We start from the raw sequence: 26,092 nt of genomic DNA on the forward strand, positions 1-26,092 counted from the left end.
CCGCCTTGCTTACGGGCTTACCTCAAATTCAATCTCCGCCTGAATCTTGTACTTTTCGGGTTCTTCGCCCGTCTCTCCTTCGGCCGGGTGAATCACGAAATCAGCCGAGCCATACACGACATAACGTCCCTCGGGAAATCCATCCTTCAAGGAACGTATGAAATTTTGATAATCCTTCGTATCCTGTTCGCTATAACCTCCGCTGCCTGTATAATCCTCCCGCAACAGCTCCCCCTTCTTCAGGGTCGTTGTAATGTACGGCTCGTTCATCATATAGTCAATGCTGTAATTTCGGGTCAGCTCCTTTATCGGAAAATAGAAAGGAGAGGCGGCATGGCCAATGGTAATCTCATCCTGTTCCCCGACATATTCAAGCTCTGCATAAATCTTTAGCTTCTCTCCTTGACCGTAACGCTCGCTTTCGCTGACCAGTCGGTAGACGAAATCCCCTTCCTTCATTTCGGTACGGCTGGGCCGGACTGCTTGATCTGAGGCAGGCTCAGGCTTGGCAGGCGCAGGTTCTCCTTTCTGGGCGCATCCCGTTATAAATAGCATCACAATAGCCGCAGCTATCAGGTATTTTCGCATATTTGATCACCTCAACCTCCAGACGGCCGAAGCGGGAACAATGTTGCATGCTCAATTAAAAAAAACCGTTTTTGGAAATCCCTCCCACATGGAGGAGCTCCAATAACGGCTTCCAAACTTAGCTTCACATGACCATATCGTGAACTCTATGAGGGACTTTCAAGGACTTTCAAGCGGCAACGCGGGCCTGCACCAAAAACCGGACCACGAATGGCCATCATCGGTAAGACGCTGTGCATCATCGATTTAAAGAATCTTTCTCGGCCCATGGGCCGAGGCGTTTACGGCTCGTAGATATGTTTAACGCGCCCGACTTGTCCATCCTGCAGCCGAACCTTGATGCCGTGCGGGTGGCTGGGAGAATTGGTCAATATGTCCTTAACCACGCCGCGTGTAAGCTTCCCTGTTCGCTGATCCTGCTTCAATACGATATCCACCTCAAGTCCCGGCTTGATGTTGGAACGCTGTCCGCCATTCATTTTCTGATCACTCCTGTTCATGTGGTGTATAGCCTCTGATGCAATGAAAGTTATGTACACCATACTGAATACGGCTTTCAATTGCAAATACCCGTCTTATGCCTTCCCTACGCACAGCAGGGCCGCCCCTTCTTGGATACGAACATCCATTCAAGGAACGGCCCTATTGTCAGACACATATGATAAAGATATGACGATTCATATTGGTGTTACAGTACGCTGCCGCCATAGAGGAAGCGGTTCTTCCAGGAACTGCTGAACTCGCCTACCAGGACGCCTCCGGATTTTTTGGAGTACGTATGCAGCAGCTTGTTATCGCCTAAGTAAATCGCTACGTGCGTAATTCGCTGAGTTGCTTTATTTACACCGGCATACGCGGATACCGAAGAGCCTCTGTAGCTCATAAAGAACACGAGGTCGCCCCGCTTCAATTGGCTGATGTTGTATACATCGGTTCCTTTATCCTTGATCCATTGGCCTTGAGTCCGGGAGTTGCCCGGGAGTGTAATGCCGGCTCCGTCCATATATGCGCGGCGGACGAATGCCGAGCAGTCAAAGGTCTTGGTTGAGCTGCGGTTGGAGCCGAATTCGTATGGTGTACCCAGGTACTTCATGCCTGCGCTGATGACTTTTTCAACACTGGCATTGGCGGACGGCTTGGCAGCGCTTTCCGAACCGCTTCCGGAATTGGAGTTTGAGGAGCCGCTTTTCTGGGTAATGAACTTGGAAGAAGCATACCCTTGTTTGCCGTCCGAATTTTTAATTTTATACCATCCCGAGCTGACACCCAGAATTTGAACGCTGTCGCCTTTATAGACACGGTCAAGCACTTTGCCCGACGTCGAAGGCTGGCTGCGCATATATACATTCGCATTCGCTACGCCGCTAGCTGCAGACTGCACGCTTGCAGCAGCAACCTCATTCACAGACCCATATCCGTAAGAACCAAGAACAGCTGCTGACAGTAGTGCTCCGGCCATCAATCTTTTAACACTTGTTTTCGAGAAAATATGAATCTCCCCCGTCTCGTTTGATTTTAGGAATGACGAAATTGTCATATTTCGTGATCCCGCAATCATTATAGACAGGCTATGTCTCGGGACGCATGCAACTATTTTCATAAAACAGCATGCCAAGTATTGGTAAAGAGGAGGACTTTAGTCGCTTTTTAGACCTGTATTTTGAATAAATAACACATATTTGAAGAAATAAATGCCAAAATAACCCATGCACCGGAAGCGTCACTAACGTTTCTTCGGTATGATGGGTCTTTATTCTTACGGTAGTATTCGAATGCGGAAGGGATAAAATCAGAGCTTGTCCGATCGTTTTCCTATCAGACAAACTCTAGTTTATCGCACGACTTATATCTTATTCCACTACAATTTTGTAATCTTTAGGGCTTTATGGCCTCTTGGCGTACAGCCGGTATCCAGGATCTTCCGGCACATCGATAAGAATCATGCGCAGATTGTCCTGAGCCTTAAGGGTCAGCCATTCTCCCTCCTCTGATTTCATGACTACAAAGTCCCGATGATGGAAAACCAGCTCGTCCTCTCCTGAATTGAATTTGCCCTTCCCCCGAACCGTCAATGCGGCAGCATACCTTCCGGGCTTCAATTCATACTTGGCTTCATGTCCGGCTAAAATCTGAATATCCAGCATCCTTGCATCCACCGATACGTCGACCGGGGAACCGCTGCCAATTAACGTCGTCACCGAGCCCCCCTGAATTCGATTCACCGGAAACACGTCCTGCCGATACTGCCGGCTGGCCGGATTCTGCTTCAGCGAATCGCGCAGATAAGGCTCAAGCCAAATTTGAAAGCCTTCCGCATCCGGTCCGGTATAATGCTCCTCATGCTTCAGCCCCGAGCCCGCTCTCATCAGCTGCAGGCCTCCGGCTCCCGTTTCGCCGCGCAGGCCTTGCGAATCCTGATGCACCGCAGTGCCCTGTATCATATACGTTACGATTTCAAATCCTTGATGAGGATGTTCTCCCACAGTGCCTTCGATAGGCGAACGAAACCAAGACCAGTAGAATATCGGCCCGACACGATTCACGGCTGACCCTTCCCCTGAGAGGCCGATCGGCTTCAGCTCGGCAATTCTTCCTCCGTCTAAAGAGCCTTTCCCATAGTTCTCCGGCATATATACTTTGCCTATCATGTTCAGTCTCCCCCTTTAACCTATCCCGCAAATTCCCTATGAACAGGTGACTTGCCCAGATCATCTCGACTTCAAGATAGCATCGCTGATAACAGATTATATATCAACATCCTATTTTTCCCTGTCTCCGTTTTAATGCAGCAGTCGATTTTTTAGTTTTTTTTCAGGTTAGGTTCAGCTCGGCTTCAGTTAGACTACTTATGATAGGCTTTAGCTAACAGATAGGGGAGCGCTGTAAGAGATGGAATCATTCAACGGAATTCGCGTATTGCTCGTCGATGACGAGCCGCATATCCTGCAATTTTTGGAGCTCGGATTACGCAATGAGGGCTTTGATGTAAAGACGGCGTTTGACGGGGAAAGCGCGCTGGCGGCCGTGCACAGCTATCAGCCGCATGTCATTATTCTTGATGTCATGATGCCCGGAACCGACGGTCTAACGGTGTGCCGCAGGTTAAAGGAGGAAGAAGCGGACATTGCGATCATCATGCTGACGGCGAAGGATGAAATCGATGACCGCGTCAAAGGACTCTCGATCGGGGCCGATGATTATATGGCCAAACCGTTCAGCTTCGAGGAGCTGCTTGCCCGCATCCAGGCGCGGCTTCGAAATCAGTTCCCCAGCCTGCTCGGAGAAATCCGGCTGGGGCCGTTTGTCATTGACGATCGCAAGAAGGAAATCGCTTTTCGCGGAGAGGCCCTCGGGCTATCGCCTACGGAATATAAGCTGCTGAAGCTGCTTGTAACCAAGCACGGCACCGTGCTTAGCAAGACGAATATTTTGAATATCATATGGAACTATGATTTCGGCGGAGAGGATAATATCGTGGAAGTGTACATCCGATCGCTGCGTGAGAAGCTGGGGGACAAGGAGCATCGCATCATCCGGACCCTGCGCGGGGCGGGATACCGCGTGGACCTGCCATGAGCCAGCAAACCAAGCGACGGCTGCGGCTCAAAGGGCCTAGATCGCTGCGCATGCAGCTGCTGTCCAGATCCCTCATTGTCCTCGCGGTGCTGCTGATTCTGATCGGCATGCTGCAATATGTCTGGATGAAGAACGCCATGCTGCAGAACCAGGCGGAAGCGCTGGCCCTGCAGCTTCGCTCGATCCCAAGGGAGCTGTGGGATCCGGATCTTGGGAACGCCGCGCGGCAAGCGATATCCGGCCCCGGCGCCGACAATACGGAGAACGAAATGACAGGCGGTTCGAAGGATACGGCGGATCATGCAGGCAAGGGCTGGACATCTCCGCCGCGTTCGGAGAGACCTCTGATGTTTCTGCCGAACATGTCGCTTGCCCGAATAGAAACGAACGGCAGCCATACCGATCTGTCCTCGGATAGCAGCGGACGGTCCGCTCCCAAGCTATCACCAGATACCTATAGTCAAATCCTTCAGGAGTTCAAGGAGCACCGGCCCGTGAAATACAAGGTTGTCGACGATGCCGATGGCAACGAGCAGCTGATCGTATTCCGGCCGCTGGGAACTCCGGGATCCCCCACCGGCCTGCTTCAGCTCGGGATCGACACGGACGCGCTGCATGCCGTGCTGATGCGGCAGCTGGTCATCTTCGCTCTGCTCGCCTTTCTCGCGATGGCGGGGGGCGTGGCGCTGTATCTGCCTCTGCTTCGCCGGACGCTCCTGCCCCTGAACCGGATCGTGGATACGGTCAAGCGCACCGATGCCGGGAATCTGGCGGAACGGTTTCCGGCAGCCCAAGGCCAGCAGGAAATCGACCGTCTGGCCGAGTCGTTCAACGGCATGCTCGAACGGCTGGAGCATGCTTTCGAAGCCGAACGGGAGGCGAAAGAGCACATGCGGCGGTTTGTTGCCGATGCTTCGCATGAGCTGCGAACGCCGCTTACCTCCATACACGGCTTCCTGGAAGTATTGCTGCGCGGGGCGGCCGATCACCCGGAACAGCTGCATGCGGCGCTGTCCAGCATGCACGGGGAATCCCGGCGAATGAAGAAGCTGGTCGAGGATCTGCTGCTGCTGGCCAAGCTTGACCAGAGGCCGAAGCTTCAGGTTCAACACGCAAGACTGGATCTGCTGCTCCGCGAAATGGAGCCGCATTTGCGAATGCTCGCCCAGAACAGAGCCGTAGCGTTTCAGCCCCTTCCTGTCCAAGGCCGCTGCGACCCCGACAAGTTGAAGCAGGTCATCTACAACCTCTTTCAAAACGCGGTCCAGCACACCGACCCGATCGATGGCGCTATTACCGTAGCCTTGAAGCAGCAAGGAGATCACGCCGTGCTCATCGTAAGCGATAATGGGCCCGGCATTCCGGAAGAGCATCTTCCCCATCTGTTCGAGCGCTTTTACCGCATTGATCGTTCAAGAGCCCGCATCCAGGGCGGGGCCGGACTCGGACTGGCCATTGCCCATTCCATCATGACTGCGCACGGCGGCAGCTTGTCCGTCGCCAGCACCCTCGGTGAGGGAACTGCGTTTCGCGCGGAATGGCCGGCGGAATAGGGACCGAAGCGAGAGAATCTCCATCGTTCTTCGTATTTGCGCTCGTGAGGCCTGGTGGCCATACTTCGAGCCTGCATAGGGGCTGTCTTCAGGGTTTTTCATTTCCAAAAAATCCGGTTGGACAGTCCCTTTGCTTTTCCCTGTAACCTGACAATTTGGTACAATAACAGACGTTAGTACAATGTCAATTGAAGGGAATTTTATCGATATGTTCAAAATCTTGATTGTTGAGGACGACACCCGTCTCGTCAGCCTGCTGAAAGAGCATCTTCATAAATTCGGATATACGACCCAGTCCGTGGATGATTTCGAAACGGTCCGCGATCAATTCGAGGACTTCGATCCCCATCTCGTGCTGTTGGATATCAATCTGCCCAAGTACGACGGTTATTACTGGTGCCGTCAGTTCCGCAGCCTCTCCACCTGCCCGATTATTTTCATTTCGGCCCGCGACGGCAAGATGGACCAAGTGATGGCGCTTGAAAACGGTGCGGACGATTACATTACCAAGCCGTTCGATTACGAGATCGCCATGGCCAAGATCAAGAGCCAGCTTCGCCGCGCCTACGGCTCCTACGCCGCCGGGCACAACGAACGGACGCTGTCCGTTTCTGGCCTTACGCTGGACGTCGAGCGTCTCTCCCTGTCGCTGGATCAGGCTCATACCGAGCTCAGCCATACGGAGGCTAAAATTTTGGACGAGCTGATGAAGAAGCCCGAGCAGGTTGTCAGCCGTGACCGCCTGCTTGAGAAAATCTGGGATGACCAGGCCTTCGTTGATGATAATACGCTAAATGTGTACATCACCCGTGTTCGCAAAAAACTGGCGGCGCTTGGCATCCAAGAAGGACTCCAAACCGTACGCGGGCGCGGCTATCGCCTCATACCGAACTGGAGGGATGACGCATGAGACTGTTCCTGCAAGAGCAGCGCCCTTTAATCGTCGTCTACATCGCCCAGCTGCTGCTCGTATCGCTTATCTACCGGCTGGACGGCTACCGCAACGGCAAGGTCGTCCTGTACGCCTACATGATCAGCCTCCTATTGCTGCTGGGCTATTTGGCATTCCGCTATATCGCCAACCGCTCCTTCTACCGCCGGCTTGCCCAGCCGATCGCGGGCGAAGCCGTTACCGGCGAATCCTCGGCCGAATCCTCCCATACGCCGCTTGCCGAAGCCCTGCAGCAGCTTCTGCGCAGCCAATTCCGCCAGTACTCGACCGAACTGCACAACTATAAGCATAAAATCGAGGGACATCTCCACTTTATCAACCAGTGGGCTCATCAGATGAAAACACCGATCTCGGTCATCCACCTGATCCTTCAGGACGATGACGACCCGCGCTTCGCCGCCATCGGCGACGAGCTCGACCGGCTCAAAAAAGGCCTCGACCTTGTCTTATATACTGCAAGGCTCGATACCTTCGAGCATGATTTCTATGTTGAGCAGCTGCCGCTGGAGCAGGTCGTCCGCGGGGTAACCTCCGAACAGAAACGGCTGTTCATCCGGCGCCGAATCTATCCCGCCGTACGGATCGAGAGCGGCTTGACGGCCGCCTCGGACGAGAAGTGGCTGTCCTTCGTGCTCACGCAGATTTTGACGAACGCGGTTCGGTATACGCTAAAGGAGCAAGGCACGGTCCATCTGACCGGCTATGCGCGAGGTGAGCAGGCCGTGCTGGAAATCCGGGACGAAGGCATAGGCATTCCCGCAAGCGACTTGCCGCGCGTCTTTGACCCTTACTTCACCGGAGAGAACGGCCGCCGGTTCCAGGAGTCGACAGGCATGGGGCTTTATCTTGTGAAACAGATACTGGACAAGCTCGGTCATGCTTTGGAGATTGAATCCAAGGTGGGTGAGGGCACCACGGTCCGCATTATTTTTGAACGTTCCGTTTGCTAAAAAAACCTTACAAGGTTGTAAGGAAACTGTAAGTTACGGACATGGCGGAGCCGGATGCAGGTATTTTACAATGATAGCAACGTACACAAGGAGTGAAGTTATGCCGATCCTTAGCGTCAAGCATCTATCCAAAATCTACGAAGGCAAAGTGGCGTTCCAAGCGCTGAACAACATTCACTTCGCGGTTGAAAAAGGAGAGTTCGTCGGGATCATGGGCCCATCCGGCAGCGGCAAAACGACGCTGCTGAACCTGATCGCCACCATCGATCAGCCGACGGCGGGCGAGGTCATCATCGGCGGACGCAATCCCCATCTGCTGAACCGGACCGAGATGGCACTGTTCCGGCGCCGGGAGCTGGGCTTCGTGTTCCAGCATTTCAACCTGCTCGATACGTTGACAGTCGAGGAAAATATCGTGCTGCCGCTAACCATGGAGGGGATGCCTTTAGTTGAAATGGAAGCTAAACTGAAACGAATCTGCGGTCAGCTCGCTATCGAGCCTATCCTGCACAAGCGCACCTATGAAATATCCGGGGGGCAGATGCAGCGGACCGCCATTGCCCGGGCGCTCATTCAAAAGCCGTCCCTCATCCTGGCCGACGAGCCGACAGGGAATCTGGATTCCAAGGCATCCAAGGACGTCATGCAGACCTTGTCCGCCGCCAGCCGGGAGGCTTCCGCCACCGTGCTGATGGTGACGCACGACCCGGTTGCCGCCAGCTATTGCGACCGCGTCTTGTTCATCAAGGACGGGCAATTATATAATGAAATGTATTGCGGCGACAACCGCCAGGCTTTTTTCCAGAAAATTATCGATATGCTCGCCCTGCTGGGAGGAGGAAGCCATGACCTTTCGACAATTCGCTTTTAGAAATGTCTTGAGGAATAAACGGACGTATGCAGCCTACTTCCTGAGCAGTGCATTTTCGGTCATGATTTTCTTTGTGTGCTCCCTGTTTTTGTTTCATCCGGAGCTTTCTCGGCAAATGTTCTATCCGGTTGTTATTCAGGCCATGGTTGGCGCCGAGCTGATCATGTACGTGTTCTCGTTCTTCTTCGTGCTGTATTCAGTGGGGGCGTTTTTGAAGACGCGAAAGCGCGAGTTCGGCATTTTGTTCATGCACGGCATGACTGACCGCCAATTCAACCAGATGGTGTTCCTGGAAAATATGATCATCGGCATCAGCGCCATTGCGACCGGGATCTTGTCCGGCATCATCACCGGCAAGCTGTTCCTCATGGCCGGCTCGGCTTTTCTCGGGGTGCCTCCCCTGCCGTTTCGCCTGTCGCTGCGGGCGCTGGGGCTGACCATCGCCAGCTATGTGCTGCTGTTCATCGTGATTTCAATGTTCACCTCCAGGCTCATGCGGCCCAAGGCGCTCATCGACCTGTTCCAATCCGGGCAGCGTCCGAAGACAGCTCCGAAGACGTCGCCCTGGCTGTCCGTTCTCGCAGCCGTGCTGCTGATCGTCAGCTACACGCTGGCGGCCACGACCACGGCGTCTACGCTTGCTCTGCGGATGTTTCCGGTAACCTTGATGACGATGCTCGGCACCTACCTGTTCTATTCGCAGCTTGGCGTAGCTCTGGTGCGGCGAATGAAGAACAGCCGCCGATTTACCTGGAAACGGACCAAGCTGATCCTGCTGTCCAGCCTGCACTACAGGCTGAAGGACAATGCACAGATGTTTGCCATGGTCACCATCGTGCTGGCCGTCTCATTCTGCTCGGTCGGCGTGTTCGCCTCCATCCCGGTGCTCACCAAGCAATTTAACGAGGATTTCCCTGCCGCCATCGGCTACATCGCCAAGGAAGGAAACACCGCCGAGAGGGAGCATCTTCAGACCATCCGGCAGGAGCTGGATGAACGTAAAATACCGTTTGAAACGTTGTCGTTTCACGTTAAATATACCGAAGCCAATCCCGATTCTTCCCGGTCGGAGGTCCCGCTCACCCTGCTGTCCTTCTCCGACTACAAGGAGGCTGTCCTGATGGCCGGACTGCCGTTTAACGAGCCTCCGCTGGAGGCTGACGCTGCCCTTGTCCTTGTCGCATCGCAGAACGACCGGGCCTATATCCGGACCCGGCACCATGTATCGTACCAGATTCCGGATACGGATATCCGGCTGCGCGAGGTCGGGTATTCGGAGCATGCCGGCGTCCCGGAATATTTGCTTCCGAAGCTGGATGGAGACGACCGCTTTGGCGGTCTGGTCATCAGCGATGACATGTTTGAGCGCATCCCTCCTTCCCGGACAGAACGGTACACCGGCTTTTACATCGAGGATTTCCGGCAGACGGAGGGCGTCGCATCCCAGCTTGCGCCCAGAGGGGCCGTCCGTTATGAAATGAACCGTCCTTACGCGCTTACCGTAAGCGGAACCCTCTTCGCCCTGCGCGATAGCCTGTACAATATGCTGCTTTTTGCCGCTTTGCTCGTCGGAACCGTATTTTTTATCGCTGCCGGCAGCTTCCTGTATTTCCGCCTGTATGCCGATCTTGACTATGACCGCAGGCATTATGCCACCATCTCGCGGCTTGGCATGACGGACAGGGAGTTTCGTCGAATCGTCACCGGACAGCTGGCTCTGCTCTTTTTCGTTCCGATCGGACTTGCGATCACGCACAGCATCTTTGCGTTCATCGCGCTGCAAAGCTATTTCTATCTGTCCATTGCGGCCGAAATGGGTATCGTGCTGCTGAGCTTCCTCATGATGCAGATCCTGTACTTCTACTTCATTCGAAGCCAGTATTTGCGCAAGCTGAAGCAGACCCTGATCTAAGAGGACCAGCGATCGACGCTCCCAGGCCTTTAACTATGTGAAAGAGGTGTAACTTTTGGAAAACTGGATTACGGATATTATGGAGCAATTCGGCTATGTCGGGATCTTCCTGATGATTGCCCTGGAAAACGTGTTTCCTCCGATTCCGTCCGAGGTGATCCTCACCTTCGGCGGGTTTATGACCACCTATACCAAGCTCAGCGTTCCCGGCGTCATTCTTGCTGCGACCCTCGGCTCCGTCGTCGGGGCCGTCATCCTGTACGGTATCGGCCGCCTGCTGGACGTGGAGCGGCTCGAGAAGATTGTGGATCGGTGGGGACATATTCTCCGTGTGAAAAAAGAAGATATCCGCAAAGCGGATGCATGGTTCGATAAATACGGCTACTGGACGGTGCTCTTCTGCCGCATGATTCCGCTGATCCGGAGCCTGATTTCCATCCCGGCGGGCATGTCCAACATGAAATTCGGCATGTTCCTCCTCTTCACCACGATCGGCACCTTGATCTGGAACGTCATTCTGGTCTCGGTCGGCGCCGCGCTTGGCGAATCCTGGGAAGATATCGTCGCCTTCATGGACGTATACTCCAATATCGCTTATGCTGTAATAGCTGTGGCCGTTATCGCATTCCTGATTATCTTTTTCCGCAAGCGGAGAAAATCCGCTTAATCGCATCATGTGAACAATTATGGTACGTGAGGTCCGCGTGACCGGTCGACCTCCGGCTTCTTCATGCGATAAATCATTAACGGCGCTGCATTTTTACATTTTTATTTTTTAGTAAGGGAGAGACTGCAGGTCATGGATTTTATAACTATCCTCAAAGCAATCATTCTGGGAATCGTCGAGGGACTGACCGAGTTCGCTCCCGTTTCCTCTACCGGCCATATGATCATCGTGGACGACATGTGGCTGAAATCCGAAGAGTTTCTTACGAAATACGTAGCCAACACCTTTAAGGTCGTCATTCAGCTTGGCTCGATCCTCGCGGTCGTTGTCGTGTTTAAAGATCGCTTTCTTGATCTTCTCGGCCTGAAGCGCAAAAAGCCCGAAGCCGGCGCTCCCGCCGGTACCGGCCGCCTGAAGCTGAGCCAAGTGATCGTCGGCTTGATTCCGGCGGGCGTGCTGGGCGTATTGTTCGAGGACTTCATCGACGAGCATCTGTTCTCGACGGAAACGGTGCTGATCGGCCTTGTTCTCGGGGCAATCTTTATGATCCTCGCTGACAAAATGAGTTCGAACAAGGAAGCGAAGGTCGTAACGGTCGATCAAATTACGTACAAGCAGGCTTTCAGTGTCGGCCTGATTCAATGTCTATCGCTCTGGCCGGGCTTCTCCCGTTCAGGCTCCACCATTTCCGGAGGCGTCATGCTCGGCATGAGTCACCGCGCAGCGGCCGACTTCACATTCATCATGGCTGTGCCGATCATGTTCGGGGCAAGCCTGCTGTCCTTGCTGAAAAACTGGGAGTATTTCACGATGGATGCACTGCCGTTCTTCATCGCCGGGTTCTTGGCGGCCTTCGTGTTCGCGCTGATCTCGATCCGCTTCTTCCTGAAGCTGATTAACCGGATCAAGCTGGTGCCGTTTGCGATTTATCGTATTGTGCTGGCAGCGGTTATTGCGCTTGTGCTTTATCTGTAAGAATACGAGAGTATCACGCGCCGGAGACGCTTCGCGTACGTATCGTTCCTGCGATCGCTGTTGTCGACGAATTTCTCGAATTGTCATTGGTATAGGGGAAATCCGTCGACAGCCTATGCTTCCGATGCGAGCTTTCCTTCGGAAAGCTTTCAGGCGAACACTTCGTTTCTACGGAATCGATTCGTCCGCTCCGCTGGTGCGCACAAGAAGAGCTGCAACATCCCGCTGCCTATGTTTGGGGAAATAAAGGAGGGCAAGATTCCATCTCTTGCCCTCCTTTTTGTTATGCTCCGGATTTCGAGAAGTCAAAAAGCTGTAAGCTGCCCTTGAGGGCGGTACGTAAGGGGAGTCCCTTGTTCCTCTTGTTTCTCTTCTCTCACTTGTCTCCGAACTTTCGCTCCGCAAGTCCTCCGCGTCGTATCGTTCCGCCTATAGTATGATCCTCACCCAGGTCCGCTTCCTCTCTCACGCTCCGCCTACCGCCCTGACTGCACTCCTTCGCCCTTCGAGGACCCTTAACGGCTTCAACTATCACTAATCGTCAGCCCTCTGGCAGGATCAGCGGCTCCTTGGAATAGTAGCGCACCGCTTTCCCCTGCGAGCTTGCGTATTCGATCTCGCCCCGGGTGCTCTCTCCGATATAACCGTTCACATCGATGACGTAGATCTCGTCCGACATGTCGATTTTACGGAAGTGCAGCTCCTTAAGCCGCGCCTCCTGCTCCGGCGTGATGTCGATGCCGTCGCTCTGCTCGAAAAAACCGACGCTGAGCACGATATGCCCGCTCAACGTCAGGGCCGCCTCAGCCTCCCGGAATTGAGGCTTGAACCTGGTCGACCCGCATAATGTAATGACCTTCATTGCTGCGCTCTCCTTATCCTTAACGGTGATTGAGGGAATGATCTAGGCTCCCCGATTTTCGTAACTTCCATGATCTCTCCTCTAGTGCCAACGGACGAAATCGCTCTACTCTTCAAAGGACAGGTTAGACGGCTCGTCCAGAAGCTCATAATGAAAGTCCAGATTGGTGGTCGGGACACTCGGGTCCACTTCTTCGAATCGGAAGCTGTCCACCCATACCTTGCCTGCTCCCATCAAGAGCACGCCAATCGAGATCGTGGCGCTCTCCTCCGGTACATCCAGCACAATGGCGTAATGGTTCCAATTCGTGCTCCCGGTGATGCGGCGATCATTCATGTTATCGAACTGGAGCACGTCCTCGGCGTGGTTGTCGATACGCATCCACAAGCCGCAATACTCGGCGACGTTGTCGGTTTTGACAAAGCCGGAGAATCTCATCCGCTTCCCCCTGTATTTATCGGCTTTGAACTGCTGCATCATCGTGGCGAAAGCGCCGGGATCCATCGGCGTCAGGGCGCGTAAATAACCGGATGCGCTACCTTGGTGCACGACGGTCCGATCGACTCCCATTTCATAATCCTGCGGGTGGCTTCCGCTCAGGAACCAGCCCTTTAGAGCGGATGGATTGTTTGCTTGTTGATTCATGCTATCATCTCCCTTGGCTTGGATTGAGCTTTGCGCGTGGAGCAAGAAGATTTTCCGGTAGCGTCCGGGCGGAATGCCGTACATTTTCTTAAACGCTCGCGTAAAAGACTCCTGGCTCTCAAAGTGGCAGTGCAGCGAAATATCGATGATCGGCGTCTCGGTGTGGAGCAATAGCTGCGCTGCCAAAGCCAGCCGGCGTCTTCTCAAATAGTCCGCAATATTCAAGCCGATCTCTCGCCGGAACAGTCTGTGAAAATGGTGCGGCGAAAATCCGGCATACGAGGCGATATCCGCCAGCGTCAGCGGCTGCTCCAGATGCTGCTCCATATACGCAATGCTTTTTTGGATGATCTGTTTCGTGTTCAAGGCGGGCCCTCCTTTGCCCCTAAGGATAACAAAACGAGCGTCGTCATTTTTGATCTTTTTTGCCAAAAAAGAAAGACCTCTTCAATCAAAGAGGCCTTTCTTCGAATTTTTAGGGTATGCGGTGCGGTATGCAGCTAAAACCCGTTGATTCGCCTATTTGCCACTGAGGCAGTCCCGGAACAGATACCGCTGGAACTTTAGGTTTCTGTACCGGAAGGTGCGGGGAATCCCTTACTTCAGGCGGACCGTTTGTTTCGAGCTTGCCGATTCATACGCCGCCAGTGCCACCCGCGCCGAATAATATCCGTCTTCACCGGAAATCGCAACCGGCTTGCCGTCCCGAATGCTGTCCACGAAGCTGTTAATGAGCCCTTCATCCATATCGTCCCCCCAGAAGCTCCAGGCGGCTTTGCCCGTGATATCGCTGTACACATCGTTCTTCTGGGCGAACGAATCGATGTTAATCACGCCCTTGGTACCGATAATCTCCAGCGTGACATCCCCCCAGGTCGGGAAGGTCCGGTTTCGGGACCAGCTTGGATCAAGAACAGCCACAACGCCGTTTGCAAATTTGACATGGACCATGCCGGCATCGTCAATATCGGTTTCATGAAACAGTGTTTCCGCATGGGCGTACACTTCCTCCGCGACGCTGCCGGTAAACCAGTGCATCAAATCCATTACGTGAACGGTATGGTCCAGCACCGCTCCGCCGCCGGAATGCTCGCGCTCGATAAACCATCCCCCCGGCATGGTGCCCCGGTTGGTTCCCTTCATCGCCAGGATCTCGCCGATCTGACCGGCGTCGATCGCTTCCTTCGCCTGCCGGACCGACGTAATGAACCGGCACGGGAAAGCCGTCATCAGCTGCACGCCGTTGTCCTTGCAGGTCTGAATCATATCCAGCATCTCGGATTCGGACAGCCCGAGCGGCTTTTCGCAGAGAACGTGCTTGCCCGCAGCCGCCGCCCGCTTCGTGATCTCCGCATGACGGGCATTCTCGGAACAGATCACAACGGCGTCCAAATCTTGTGCCAATAGTTCATCGTAATTCGCATAATACGGAATGCCCCGCTCCACCGAGTAAGGGCGTACCCGCTCCGCATTCTCATCGGCAATGCCGACCACCTCAACGTCTTCCCGTTTCTGCATGGAATTCAAATAGCTGACCGCATGCATATGGGCAAAGCTGATAAATCCGACTTTAATTTTGTTCATGATGCATTCCCTCCCATAATCACAGGCTGTCCCGTCCGGGCCGAACGCTCTGCCGCCAAAGCGATTTCTACCGCATAGCAGGCATCCGCCGCGCTGACCCTAGGTTCGCTGCCGTCTTGAATGCACTTGATGAAATGCTGCACCTCATCATAATACGGATCGTGGAGGCTGGGGCTTGAAGGAATCTGAACGGCTGCCTGTTCTCCCGACGGTCCGGCGGCAAGCTTGATATCCAGCGACTGCACCTGATTGCTGTCAAACCGGATGATCCCCTGGTCTCCCGCAATTTCAAACTGGGTTGTAAACGGTCCGGGATAACCCCAGTATCCGGTTAGGTTCGCAATTGCGCTGCTTTTGAATCGAAGCGTGACCTGAGCATATTCCATCTCAGGCTCTTCCCGTTTGATCACGGAAGCGAAGACGGACTCTACTTCGCCGAACAGCCAGCAGGCAAAATCAATATCATGAATCATTAAATCCAGAATGACGCCGCCGCTTTGATCATGATTGCTGTACCAGCCGTCCATTCCCTTCGGATAGGAGCCGTATCGCTTGAAGTGGGCCATCTTCGCCGTTCCAATCACGCCCGAATGCGCTTGACGGTAAGCATTTGCATAATTCGGGAAGAAGCGCACGACATGCCCGATGAATAACCGGACGCCATGCTTCTCGCATGCAGCCTTCATTTCAAGCGCATCCTCTAGCGTGAGCGCCGCAGGTTTTTCGCAGATGATATGGAGTCCCTTCTCCGCCAGCTTCAGGACAAACGGTTTATGCAGATAGGTCGGCAAGCAAATCGCAACCGTTTCCAACTCTTCCTGCTGAAGGAGCGTATCGACATCCGTATATGCCTTCGCACCGGACACGGCTGCAGCCTTCTCCGCCCGCCCGGCGTTAATGTCTACAACACCCGTAACCTTGACTCCAGGCATGGCTGCAAGATTGCCCGCGTAAGCCATTCCCATCGTTCCACAGCCTATAATCGCTATGTTCACGTTAAATTACCTCCATTATCCTTGAATGATGATCTCCTCGCACCGTTTTTTTGTTGGTGGCCAGGACGGTAGTGCCTTCTTTTGAAAATATGGCTGACCTACATAACATTCTTCAACGTTCTTCGCATTCCTGCTCAAGAAGACGGATTATGTCATTTTTTGAAACCCGGTCGTTAACTTGGTAAAGTGTATATAGATGCTTCCATAAACACAGAATTTTCGATCCAGGGCAAGAGGTGGGGAGTAACAATGCACGTCGGACTTTTACCGTTCCTCCTTCCGAATTCGGGCGCCGCTTGCCGGATCCTTCATGTTTAGACACAATTACCGATACAAGAAAGAGAGAAAGGGTGTAGAGAACAATATGACGAATCCCGTTGTATCAACCAAGTATGGACGAATTGAAGGCCGTTTGGAGAACGGCGTCCGCATATGGAGAGGCATCCCCTATGCAGAGCCGCCGATCGGCAAACTTCGCTTCCGCCCTCCTGTACCGCCGGCAGCCTGGGAAGGGATTCTGGATGCACGCCAGTTCTCTCCAATGTGCCCGCAGCCCGTGGAATCCTCCTCCAGCATGATGACCGGTGCGGTTACGAAGACGATGTCCGAGGATTGCCTGTACCTGAATGTATGGGCACCCGGGCATCAAGCCGGGGAGCCGCTGCCGGTCATGGTATGGATTCACGGCGGCGCATTTGTAACGGGCTCGGGCAGCCTGCCGACTTATGACGGCCATTCCTTCGCCACGCGAGGAAACGTCATACTGGTCACGATCAATTACCGACTGGGGCCGTTCGGCTTTGTCCATCTCAGCCCTTTTCACGAAGCCCTCTCTTCCAATGTCGGTCTGCTGGACCAGATTGCGGCGCTGACGTGGGTTAAGGACAATATCGCCGCATTCGGCGGGGACCCTGACCGGGTTACCGTCTTCGGCGAGTCGGCTGGCAGCATGAGCATTGCCGCGCTGCTCGCCATGCCGGCAGCCAAGGGGCTGTTTCATCAAGCGATCATGCAGAGCGGAGCTTCGCAGGCGCTGCCTTCGGGACAGGCGCAGCAGATTGCCGACGGCCTGCTCCAGGAGCTTGGCGTAACCGCCGATGGGCTGGATCAGCTGGAGGCCATGACTGCGCAGCAGATTTTCGAGGCCGGGGAACGACTGAAGAAGCGGATCGGGCCCGGCGTGAACATGATCTTCCAGCCTGTCGTCGAGCCGGACACGCTGCCGCTAGAGCCGCTGCAGGCGGTGCAGGCCGGGTCAGCCGCATCCGTGCCGCTGCTCATCGGAACGAATCTCGAGGAGGGAGCTTTGTTCTTCCGGCCAAACTCGCCGCTGATCAAGGAAGAGCATCTGGTGCATGCTGTCGAAGCGATGACCGGGATTCAGGACGCGGGCGCCTTTACGAAGCAATATCCTTACACCATTGATGGCCATGCCCAAATCATGACCGACCTCTATTTCTGGCGCTCTGCCGTTCAATTCGCGGCAGCTCACAGCGGGCAGGCTCCGGTCTGGATGTACCGGTTCGATTGGACGCTCCCGGAGCATCCGGTTCTCGGCAAAGCGATGCATGCTTTGGAAATCCCGTTCGTGTTCAACACGGTACGACTGTTCCGCAACATTGGCGTTGAAGTTGACCGGGACACGCAGTCGCTTGCAGAACGGATGCAGGATGCCTGGGCCGCATTTGCCCGCACCGGATCCCCGGACACGCCGTCGCTGCCTTGGCCACAGTACGACCGGAGCGAACGGTCGACGATGATTTTCAACCGCCACAGCGAGGTTGCCAGCGATCCGGATTCGGACAAGCGCATGATGCTGGGATTGTAGAATTACGGGACAAGGCGGACCAGCTCCCCTAATCAATCCCGATTTGAGGAGCACCGGGACCGAGACAGCATGCGGGCAGCCGGATCTCGAACAAGCTTTCCCGGCGATTAACCGAATAAAAGCTGTACGCCGCGCATGAACCACTAGCGCGAAAGCGTACAGCTTTTTTGGCATACAGCATATTTAATTTTTTACTATCCCATCTCCCGCCTACTTGACCGCTCCCTGCGTAATGCCGTTAATGATCCATTTCTGGGCGAACAGATAAATGATGATCATCGGCAGCATGGCCATCAGGTACGAGGCGAAGGCCAGATTGAAATCGGTATTGAACTGCCCTTGGAAAATGTACTGCACCAGCGGCAGCGTATAGGAATCCGTGTCGCTGATGATGATGAGCGGGAGCAGGAAGTCGTTATAGGTGGACAAGCAGATCAGGATGCCCACCGTTGCATTGATCGGCGCCATAATCGGGAAGATGATCCTCCAGAAGGTCCCCCACGTGGACGTCCCGTCAACCCGGGCCGCTTCCTCAAGAGCAACCGGTATAGACTTGATGTAGCCGACATAGACAAACACGTTGAACGCGAGCGCATACACGGTATGCAGGATCGTCAGTCCCACCAGATTAGTCATGTTCAAGCCGGCCGTCAATTTCACCAGCGGCAGCATGATAATCGGAAACGGAATGAACATCGCGCTGATAAAGTAAAAGTAGAGCCCCTTGAAAAACCTCCGGTTCATGTTACGCGCAATCGCATAGGCCACGAGCGAATTCGTAAGCAGCGTCAGGACGACCGTTGCGGTCGTTACCATGGCGCTGTTGCCCAGGGCATTGAAGAAGTTTGTCATGGCGATCGCATTGGCGAAATTCTCGAAATGAAGCTCCTTCGGCAGGCCGAACACCGATGTCAGCATATCCTCCGGCGATTTGAGCGCTATCGTAACCGTCATGTATAACGGGAACAGGATCAGCACAGTGCCCAAGGCGATGAGGATCATGACCGGCCAATTGGTTTTGGTCCGCATTACATCTCCGCCTCCCTTCGCTGTAAAAACCGGATTTGCGCAATGGACACGACGGCGATCAGAATAAAGTAAATGACCGAGTTGGCGGATTGATACGCAAACTCGCCGCCCTCGAAGCCCCCCGTATAGATGAGATGCGAGATGGATTGCGTCGCACGTCCGGGGCCGCCGTTTGTCAGCGCCACGATCTGGTCGAACACCATCAGGGAATTCTTCATCGCCAGCACCATGTTAATCGTGAAGAACGGGGCGATCAGCGGGAAGGTAATCTTCCAGAATTCCTGCCAGCGGTTCGCTCCATCCAGGTTCGAGGCTTCATACAGCGTGCCCGGAATCGTCTGCAGTCCGGCTAGATACAAAATCGTATTATAGGCGACGCCCTGCCACACCGCCACGATGACGATGCCGATCCAGGCGTGCTGCTCGCTTCCCAATAGGTTGGTCGAGAGCCAGCCAATGCCGAGGTTCTGTCCCCATATCGTAAAGACGTTCGAGAATAAATAGTTGAAAATGTAGCCGACGATCAGGACGCTGAGAATGTTCGGCAGAAAGTAGATGCCCCGAAAAAAATTCCTCGCCTTGATCTTTGCGTTCAGTCCCATGGCGATCAAGAGACTGAGAATATTGATCAGAATCGTGACCACGACCGCGAACTTGAACGTGAACCAATAGGCATTGCCGACATTGCCGTCTTTGAACAGGTTCACGTAGTTTTTGAGTCCGATGAAATCGTAATGGTCGCCGAATCCGTTCCAGTTCGTGAAGGAATAATACACGCCTTGCAGCGCAGGCAGGGTCAGAAATACGAAGAACAGCACAACTGCCGGTACGGTCATCAAATAGTAAGGCATAAGCCGCTTGTTCATGCTTGAATCCTCCTCGTTGTCTCATTGGAATGGCGTTGGTCAGGGCTGCCTGTTCCTCCCCGCTTAGCGCCTGTCCGCAACCTTGTCCCATTCCGTATCCAGCTTCTTCAGATAGGCGTCGATATCCCGATTTTGAAGAAAGGACTGGATAATGGAGTTCAATTGAACGGCAGCCGGGATGTAGTGGTCGGCAAAATCGACCACCCGTCCTCGCTCCAGGTAAGGCAAAAGCTCAGCCACGGCCGGATCGTCCTGCGTAACGCCCTGCACGGTCGAGAACAGCGTCTGCTCCGAGATGTACTGCTTGCTGTTCTCCGGCTCAAGCAAAAATTCGATGAACCGCAATGCCTCCTCCTTATGCTTGGACTCTTCGGCGACCGCCAGCAAGGTGTCCACTCCCGAAATCAGCTTGTTCGATTCCGGATCGTCGCCGGTCGGCAGCGGAAAGAAGCCGATCGGCGCCTCGGGATTGGCCTTCCGGATTTCGGAAATCGCCCAAGTCCCCTGAATGTACATCGCCGACTCGCCTCTGGCGAAGGCGCGGTTGCCGTCGGCGTAGTTTTTGCCAAAGTTGTCCCCATGCCCATACTCCATCAGCTCCAGCTGCTTCTCCGCGATCTCACGGTATCGGTCCGCGAACGTGACCTTCCCCTCCCTGCGGTCCAAATAAAACTCGATGCCTGCCAGATTGGAGGCCAAGGCATTGAACGGGAGCACCGTCTGCCAATCGTCCTTGTATGTGAAGTAGAACGGGATCGTTCCCCCGTCCTTTGCCTTCTGCGCGGTGGCCAGCAGCTCGTCCCAAGTGCGTGGAACGGAAAGGCCCAGCTTGCTGAAAATCTCCTTGTTGTACATCACGCCGTTGGCGTTCGTGGAATATGGAATGCCGATGACTTCCTCCATGCCGGAAACGTCCTTAAGCATTTGCACATACGTCTCATCTACCCGGCTCAGCAGCGGACTGCCGGTCATATCCATGAAAATGCCGCTCTGGGCCAGCAGTGAATATGTATCGGTTGCCCCCATGCCGACGATGTCGGGAATGTCGTCCTTGACGACCCGTGTCTTCAGGACCGTCTCCGCATCCGGCGGATTGACTTGAACGACCGTAATGTCGGACTGGGATTCGTTGAACTTCTGAATCAATGCATCGAAGGAGCCCTTGGCTTCAGGCTTGTTCTGGAAAAATTCAATCTGCACGCGCCCGGATGTGTCACTGCCGCCGCAAGCCGTGAGCATGCATATCAACAGGATGCTTACGCTTGCCGCCAACCCTTTTCCAAACTTCATCGTCCGCCCTCCATTTCAAATCCTGATGCTGTATACAGGTACGCTTGCTTCGTACCTTATGTCTATTTATTACCCTTATCGCTTGGTTGCTAAACGGCGCTAGAGGTACGGCCGGTCAACGCGGATCGAGCGGACGAACGCAAAAAAATACCGGCAGATCAGGAATTTCATCCTGTTCTGCCGGCAGATATTGGTGCAAGTTATACATTGGTGAGGCTGGATCCTACTCCAGCCACTTTTTGTGGATTGCGTCGAATTTGCCTTGCAGCTTCATTTCATCAATCCACATTTCCAGGTAGCTTGCGTACTCGAAGTCGCCGCGAGGAATCATGTAGCCCTTCTCGCTGTTGGTGAAAGGCTTGTCCGTCAACGCAGCGTACAATCTGGAGTCAGCCTTCGCATAAGTGATCGCTTCGATCGTATCGGTGATCATCACGTCATACGTGCCGTCCGCAACCAGATGCGGGATGTCCAGGTTGTTAGGAACAACCGTTACGTTCGCATTCTTCAGATGCTCGCGTACGAACACTTCGTTTGTGCCGCCCGGGTTAACGCCAATGCGTACGGAAGGCTTGTTGATGTCTTCAATCGTCAAGTATTTGTCCTTGTCTTCAGCGCGGATCAAAGGCGCTTTACCGAAGGAGATGTAGCCTTGGGAAACGTATGCTGTTTTTTGTCTAGCTGTGTTACGAGTAACTCCGCCTACGGCGATATCGAATTTATCGTCCTGAAGATCCTTCATCATCGTGGACCAAGTCGTGTTCACGAACTGAACGTCTACGCCAAGATCTTTACCAAGCTCTTTCATCGCGTCAACGTCGTAGCCTTCGTACTCTTTGGTCTCCGGATTCAAATATGTAAACGGCTTATAGTCTCCGGTCATGCCTACCCGAATATAGCCTCTTTCAATAATTTCATCCAATTGGGATTCCGCTTGTTTCTTAAGCTGTCCCGGCGCTTGGGATGAAGCGGATTTTGCGGAAACGTCCGGTGTTCTCAGAACCTCGTTTGCCGCAAAGCCTGTTGCTACGAGGGATAAGCTGACTACCCCTGCCAGTAATACCTTTTTCCAATTCTTAGCCATGGTTTTTAATTCCTCCAGTTTTCTTCTTGTTGTAGTTCTTGCTTTCTTGCATGCTTTACTTCTGCTTTCTTGTCTTGCCTGCTTGCCTCGTACCCCTGTTTGCTGCTTGACTCTCTTAACCCTTTCCTACAGGCATCCCCCCTTTCAAGCAGCCCGGGGAGACTACAACTTGAATTTTGCCAGCTCTTTGCTGAGCTCCTCGGCTACGCTCTCAAGCTGCTTAACAGAGTTCGAAATCTCTTTGATCGTCACGATCTGCTCTTCAACAGCGTCTGCCACATTCTTCGCATCGCTGGAGGTATGGTCGGCGATCGATTTCAGCTCCTCAATGGAAGCGCTGACCTGCTCGGAGCCTGCCGACATCTCTTCGGAAGCAGCCGAAACTTCGAGAATATGATCGGCTACGTTCCGGGTCGCATACAGAATGTTATCGAATTTCTCGCGCACCTCTTCAATGAGGGCGATGCCTTCCTGCACATCCTTACGGCTGACGTCCATCACTTCTACCGCATTCAGCGTGTCTTCCCGAATCTCGGTGATCAGCTTCGCAATTTGATCGGTGGACGCTTCCGATTGCCCGGCCAGCTTCTTCACTTCTTCAGCGACGACTGCAAAGCCTCGGCCATGTTCCCCTGCTCTTGCCGCTTCAATCGAAGCGTTGAGCGACAGCAGGCGGATGCGGGAAGTGACCTCCGTAATAAAGCTCAAAATCTGCTCGATTTCCGAAGAACGTTCGTTCAAACGCTCGATGGCGGTTCCAACCTTGGATGTCCCCTCGCCGATGTTGCCGATCTGCTTCACGGCCTGCTCAACGACGACAGAGCCGCTCTCCGCCTGCGTTGCCGCTTCCTGCGCAGCCTCGGACACCATGGATGAAGTTTCCGCAATTTTCACGATGCCGCTCGCCATATCGCTCATCGATACAGCGATCTCGGAAGAGCTTGCAGCATGGGCGTTCGCTCCGCTCGCAATTTGGCGAATGGACGTTCCAATCCGGTCGACGCTGTTCAAAGCCGTATCGACTCCGCCTGAGACAACCTCGGTTACGGTCAGCACCTGCTTGGATGAATCGTTCACTCCATCGACCAGATGCTTCAGATGGGATACCGTCTGGTTGAAATCGCCGGAGAGAACCGCGACCTCGTCCTTGCCCTTCACTTGAATCGTCTTGGTCAAATCCCCTGCGGCCACTTCCTTCACGGCCGCATTCAGCTTACGGATCGGCTGCACAATCTGCGACGTCACCCAATATGCTGCAGCGATGGATACAAGCAGCGCTCCTGCCGAGATGGCAACGAGCGTTACCGATAGCTTGGAGATCGGAGCGTTCAGCTCCTTGCTTGGCGCCGTAACGAATACGCCCCAATTTAATTTGGACGGGGCATAGGCTGCCGTATATGCCGTTCCGTCCAGTTTATATTGGAATTCTCCCGGCTGGCCTTGGCTCACCTTTTCATAAGCTTTCGTCAGTTCCGCATCGACATCCTGAACCTTGGTTTGCAGGACAAGCTCCTCGGACGGATGCCACATGAACGTTCCGGTACGGCTCAACAAGAAGGCATAGCCGGTTTCGCCGAAGGATTGATCTGATACTTTCTTCTGTACCTCGTTAATCGGAAGCGTCGAGCCCATATATCCATACTGCTTCCCGTCCTTCATGAGCGGAATGATCATCGTCACGATGTTATTTCCGGTCCGCTTGGACAGCACAGGCTCCGACACGACAATCTTGCCCTCGCCCTTTCCGGCTTCCTGGTAATGAACCCGGTCGGACACGTCGGTAACCTCTCCAAGGAAGTTGATTACGTTCTTTCCTGTCAGATCATAGGAGAAGAAGAAGGTTTCGAATTCGGTATTCTGTTCCTGCGCCTTCTGAATCAACTTCAAATCCTGCTCTTTGTCCCCCGTAATGAACTTGCCGACGGTTTCGATCTTCGCAATTTCCGCGTTCAGAAAGTCGTCGATTTGCAGCGCCAGATTCTCGGCGCTCAAGAGCGCTTCCTTGTCCAGACTGTCTCCCAGCAAATTGGATGAGCTGTTATAGGTTACCGCGAAGACAGTGCCGAGACTGACAAGCAGAATCAAACAAATCATCGTTATCATCTTTTGCTTAAGGCTCTTTAGCATGGCTCTAAAATCCTCCCCAAAAATGGTTCCGGGGTCCTACTCATTCCTGTGTCCAAAATTTTTGCGTATGCTCTCTTTTTGTGTTAAGGCGCGCTCACTACAAAAACAAAAACGAACAAGCGGTATCGAAAAAATATTGGTATAAGCTGGACTGTAAGACTCCGCTTAGTTTGTTATCGGCAGCTTAGGAGAGGAATTTAAGAGCTTCATTTCACTTTTTACAAAATTCGACTTCTTCGTTCGCCTACGAAACGCATTTGGTGGATTTAGGAAAAAAGGACCAATATAGTCTATTGATCACATCATCTATAGACCTGAGGCAGGTTCGGCAGGACTTATTCCAGGCTTTATGGAATGTTAAAGGCAGGATGATTAGGAGTGAATACATATGGCTTTCGATTCCGAATTTTCAAGCCTCATAACCCCGTTTATGCCTCTTCTTCGACGCTACTGTCTACAACTTGCATCGGGCTCTAGTTGGGATGCCGAGGAGCTGCTGCAGGAATCCCTGATCAAGCTTCATCGATCGCTATCCCGATCGCAGGATCGCCCGATTACCAAGGCGTATTTATACCAGGTCGCCCGCAGCGTCTGGATCGACAGCTATCGCAAGCAGCGCCGTCAGGCCATGCTCTCTGGAGACGACTTAACGGAAAGAGAATACGAGGAGCACGGTTTCCTTATCCGGGAGACGATCGAACTGATCGCCGGCCGGCTTACTGCCAAGCAGACGGTGCTGGTCATTCTGGTGGACATTTTCTTGTTTACGGCCAAAGAGGCGGCTCAGCTTATCGAGAGCACCGAAGGAGCCGTGAAGGAAGCATTGAAACGGGCCCGCAAACGGTTAGCCAAGCTGCAAGCGGAGAACGGAGCATCCGTTCCGCCTTCTCCGCTGCAGGAGCCTTCCGGCTCACCGGCTTGGTTCGAGGCGCTGATTCACGGCTTTCAAACGGCCAACCCGTATGCCATTGCCAATGCCTACCTGTCCATCAGCGCAAACCGCATCACGCTGCGCCAGGTCCAGCGTTCCGGACAGGCGCTATTCTTTACGTTCTGGGATCCTGACGGACATTTGCTTGCCTTTAGGACAAAATTTTTTTTCGAGCCCGTTTCTTTTTCCGCATCGTCTTCCGTTTCTTAGAGTGATCACACCTATGGGAAGGCGTAGATGAGAAACAAGTTAACCAATTGATATGAGGAGCGTGAAAATAACCATGGCAATTACACCGCACCGCGTTGCCGTAATTCAATGGCCGGTCAAAGACGTGGAGAAATCGCTGAAATGGTATCAGGAGCTGCTGGGGGTACAGCTGTCTTTCCCCTATACGCCTGGAGATCCCGCCGCTTGGCTGTGCATCGGCGATGTCGGATTTGGCCTCGTACAGGCCGAGGACATCCCGAGACTTCAGTTCACCGATTCACAGGGCAGGCTTCAGCCCATCGTCCAGCTTCAGGTCGATGAGATTCAGGAAGTGTACCGGCATCTGCAGAATAGCGGGGTGACCGTCAGCGAAATGAGGTATATTGAGGACGGCGGTTACAGCTTTAGCTTCACCGATCCGGACGGCAATCACGTAAGTCTGTGGGGCGGCTGGCCGTCACCTGACGAAGAACGGCCGGAGTAGACAATCGGAATTTTAGCCCTATCACAACACAAAAAAGCTGTTCACCATAGCCATTCAGTCGCTAAGGGAACAGCTTTCTTTGCGGTTGACCGCCGTCTAGTGAAACCGTCAAG

At 53.7% G+C, this 26,092-nt stretch carries 24 protein-coding genes; 11 read left to right on the forward strand and 13 right to left on the reverse strand.

Annotation, left to right across the window (positions count from 1 at the left end; translation table 11 throughout):
• Nucleotides 1-9: 9 nt before the first annotated feature.
• The 4 genes from NSQ46_RS26485 to NSQ46_RS26500 form a co-directional block, all read right to left on the reverse strand.
• Complete coding sequence (locus tag NSQ46_RS26485) at nucleotides 10-588, reverse strand: hypothetical protein (protein ID WP_007132442.1); 579 nt, start codon at nucleotides 586-588, stop codon at nucleotides 10-12.
• Nucleotides 589-869: 281 nt separating this feature from the next.
• Nucleotides 870-1,067: a YwbE family protein gene (locus NSQ46_RS26490; RefSeq protein WP_007132443.1), complete on the reverse strand. Its 198-nt coding sequence runs from the start codon at nucleotides 1,065-1,067 to the stop codon at nucleotides 870-872.
• A gap of 209 nt (nucleotides 1,068-1,276) precedes the next feature.
• Nucleotides 1,277-1,993, reverse strand: a complete 717-nt coding sequence (locus NSQ46_RS26495) for an SH3 domain-containing C40 family peptidase (RefSeq protein ID WP_244152786.1) — start codon at nucleotides 1,991-1,993, stop codon at nucleotides 1,277-1,279.
• A gap of 478 nt (nucleotides 1,994-2,471) precedes the next feature.
• On the reverse strand, nucleotides 2,472-3,236 hold the full coding sequence (locus NSQ46_RS26500; protein WP_007132445.1) for a pirin family protein: 765 nt from the start codon (nucleotides 3,234-3,236) through the stop codon (nucleotides 2,472-2,474).
• A 241-nt stretch (nucleotides 3,237-3,477) separates the two neighbouring features.
• On the opposite strand from NSQ46_RS26500, the gene NSQ46_RS26505 reads away from it, so the two are divergent.
• The 8 genes from NSQ46_RS26505 (at nucleotide 3,478) to NSQ46_RS26540 (ending at nucleotide 12,044) form a co-directional block, all read left to right on the forward strand.
• Nucleotides 3,478-4,164, forward strand: coding sequence for a response regulator transcription factor (locus tag NSQ46_RS26505; RefSeq protein ID WP_144878038.1), 687 nt, complete (start codon nucleotides 3,478-3,480; stop codon nucleotides 4,162-4,164).
• On the forward strand, nucleotides 4,161-5,717 hold the full coding sequence (locus NSQ46_RS26510; RefSeq protein ID WP_342575321.1) for an ATP-binding protein: 1,557 nt from the start codon (nucleotides 4,161-4,163) through the stop codon (nucleotides 5,715-5,717). Before NSQ46_RS26505 ends, NSQ46_RS26510 begins: the two co-directional genes overlap by 4 nt.
• A 208-nt stretch (nucleotides 5,718-5,925) precedes the next feature.
• Nucleotides 5,926-6,627: a response regulator transcription factor gene (locus tag NSQ46_RS26515; protein ID WP_007132448.1), complete on the forward strand. Its 702-nt coding sequence runs from the start codon at nucleotides 5,926-5,928 to the stop codon at nucleotides 6,625-6,627.
• Nucleotides 6,624-7,619, forward strand: a complete 996-nt coding sequence (locus NSQ46_RS26520; protein ID WP_007132449.1) for a HAMP domain-containing histidine kinase — start codon at nucleotides 6,624-6,626, stop codon at nucleotides 7,617-7,619. The genes NSQ46_RS26515 and NSQ46_RS26520 overlap by 4 nt, the downstream gene beginning before the upstream one ends.
• A gap of 100 nt (nucleotides 7,620-7,719) precedes the next feature.
• Nucleotides 7,720-8,490 carry an ABC transporter ATP-binding protein gene (locus NSQ46_RS26525; RefSeq protein ID WP_007132450.1) on the forward strand — a complete coding sequence of 257 codons (771 nt, stop codon included), beginning with the start codon at nucleotides 7,720-7,722 and terminating at the stop codon, nucleotides 8,488-8,490.
• Complete coding sequence (locus NSQ46_RS26530; RefSeq protein WP_007132451.1) at nucleotides 8,465-10,402, forward strand: ABC transporter permease; 1,938 nt, start codon at nucleotides 8,465-8,467, stop codon at nucleotides 10,400-10,402. Before NSQ46_RS26525 ends, NSQ46_RS26530 begins: the two co-directional genes overlap by 26 nt.
• 55 nt (nucleotides 10,403-10,457) lie before the next feature.
• A complete protein-coding gene (locus NSQ46_RS26535) occupies nucleotides 10,458-11,069 on the forward strand; it encodes a DedA family protein (RefSeq protein ID WP_007132452.1) in 612 nt (203 codons plus the stop codon).
• Between the two features lie 132 nt (nucleotides 11,070-11,201).
• Nucleotides 11,202-12,044 carry an undecaprenyl-diphosphate phosphatase gene (locus NSQ46_RS26540; protein WP_007132453.1) on the forward strand — a complete coding sequence of 281 codons (843 nt, stop codon included), beginning with the start codon at nucleotides 11,202-11,204 and terminating at the stop codon, nucleotides 12,042-12,044.
• Between the two features lie 541 nt (nucleotides 12,045-12,585).
• Here the strand turns inward: NSQ46_RS26540 and NSQ46_RS26545 are convergent.
• The 4 genes from NSQ46_RS26545 to NSQ46_RS26560 form a co-directional block, all read right to left on the reverse strand.
• Nucleotides 12,586-12,906 (reverse strand): hypothetical protein, encoded by a 321-nt coding sequence (locus NSQ46_RS26545; protein ID WP_028407405.1) that lies wholly within the window; start codon nucleotides 12,904-12,906, stop codon nucleotides 12,586-12,588.
• Nucleotides 12,907-13,011: 105 nt separating this feature from the next.
• Nucleotides 13,012-13,917 (reverse strand): AraC family transcriptional regulator, encoded by a 906-nt coding sequence (locus NSQ46_RS26550; RefSeq protein WP_342575324.1) that lies wholly within the window; start codon nucleotides 13,915-13,917, stop codon nucleotides 13,012-13,014.
• 231 nt (nucleotides 13,918-14,148) lie between these two features.
• Nucleotides 14,149-15,135, reverse strand: a complete 987-nt coding sequence (locus NSQ46_RS26555) for a Gfo/Idh/MocA family oxidoreductase (RefSeq protein ID WP_007132456.1) — start codon at nucleotides 15,133-15,135, stop codon at nucleotides 14,149-14,151.
• Entirely contained in the window at nucleotides 15,132-16,130 is a 999-nt protein-coding gene (locus NSQ46_RS26560) for a Gfo/Idh/MocA family oxidoreductase (protein WP_007132457.1), read from the reverse strand. Before NSQ46_RS26560 ends, NSQ46_RS26555 begins: the two co-directional genes overlap by 4 nt.
• A gap of 364 nt (nucleotides 16,131-16,494) precedes the next feature.
• Between NSQ46_RS26560 and NSQ46_RS26565 the strand changes: the two genes are divergently transcribed.
• On the forward strand, nucleotides 16,495-17,958 hold the full coding sequence (locus NSQ46_RS26565) for a carboxylesterase/lipase family protein (RefSeq protein WP_007132458.1): 1,464 nt from the start codon (nucleotides 16,495-16,497) through the stop codon (nucleotides 17,956-17,958).
• Nucleotides 17,959-18,168: 210 nt separating this feature from the next.
• On the opposite strand, the gene NSQ46_RS26570 is transcribed toward NSQ46_RS26565, so the two are convergent.
• The 5 genes from NSQ46_RS26570 to NSQ46_RS26590 all read right to left on the reverse strand — a co-directional run bounded on the left by NSQ46_RS26570 (nucleotide 18,169) and on the right by NSQ46_RS26590 (nucleotide 24,354).
• On the reverse strand, nucleotides 18,169-18,987 hold the full coding sequence (locus NSQ46_RS26570; protein ID WP_342575327.1) for a carbohydrate ABC transporter permease: 819 nt from the start codon (nucleotides 18,985-18,987) through the stop codon (nucleotides 18,169-18,171).
• A complete protein-coding gene (locus tag NSQ46_RS26575; protein WP_144867646.1) occupies nucleotides 18,987-19,853 on the reverse strand; it encodes a sugar ABC transporter permease in 867 nt (288 codons plus the stop codon). Before NSQ46_RS26575 ends, NSQ46_RS26570 begins: the two co-directional genes overlap by 1 nt.
• A gap of 63 nt (nucleotides 19,854-19,916) precedes the next feature.
• On the reverse strand, nucleotides 19,917-21,143 hold the full coding sequence (locus NSQ46_RS26580) for an extracellular solute-binding protein (RefSeq protein ID WP_342575328.1): 1,227 nt from the start codon (nucleotides 21,141-21,143) through the stop codon (nucleotides 19,917-19,919).
• Nucleotides 21,144-21,366: 223 nt separating this feature from the next.
• Entirely contained in the window at nucleotides 21,367-22,227 is an 861-nt protein-coding gene (locus tag NSQ46_RS26585) for a transporter substrate-binding domain-containing protein (protein WP_342575330.1), read from the reverse strand.
• Between the two features lie 162 nt (nucleotides 22,228-22,389).
• On the reverse strand, nucleotides 22,390-24,354 hold the full coding sequence (locus NSQ46_RS26590) for a methyl-accepting chemotaxis protein (RefSeq protein WP_144867652.1): 1,965 nt from the start codon (nucleotides 24,352-24,354) through the stop codon (nucleotides 22,390-22,392).
• Nucleotides 24,355-24,742: 388 nt separating this feature from the next.
• Between NSQ46_RS26590 and NSQ46_RS26595 the strand changes: the two genes are divergently transcribed.
• Both NSQ46_RS26595 and NSQ46_RS26600 read left to right on the forward strand, forming a co-directional pair.
• On the forward strand, nucleotides 24,743-25,495 hold the full coding sequence (locus NSQ46_RS26595; protein WP_144867654.1) for an RNA polymerase sigma factor: 753 nt from the start codon (nucleotides 24,743-24,745) through the stop codon (nucleotides 25,493-25,495).
• Between the two features lie 73 nt (nucleotides 25,496-25,568).
• Nucleotides 25,569-25,979 (forward strand): VOC family protein, encoded by a 411-nt coding sequence (locus NSQ46_RS26600; RefSeq protein WP_144867656.1) that lies wholly within the window; start codon nucleotides 25,569-25,571, stop codon nucleotides 25,977-25,979.
• Nucleotides 25,980-26,092 lie beyond the last annotated feature (113 nt).

It is taken from the genome of Paenibacillus sp. FSL M8-0142 (assembly GCF_038597315.1).
In the GTDB taxonomy this organism is placed as follows: domain Bacteria; phylum Bacillota; class Bacilli; order Paenibacillales; family Paenibacillaceae; genus Paenibacillus_AQ; species Paenibacillus_AQ lactis.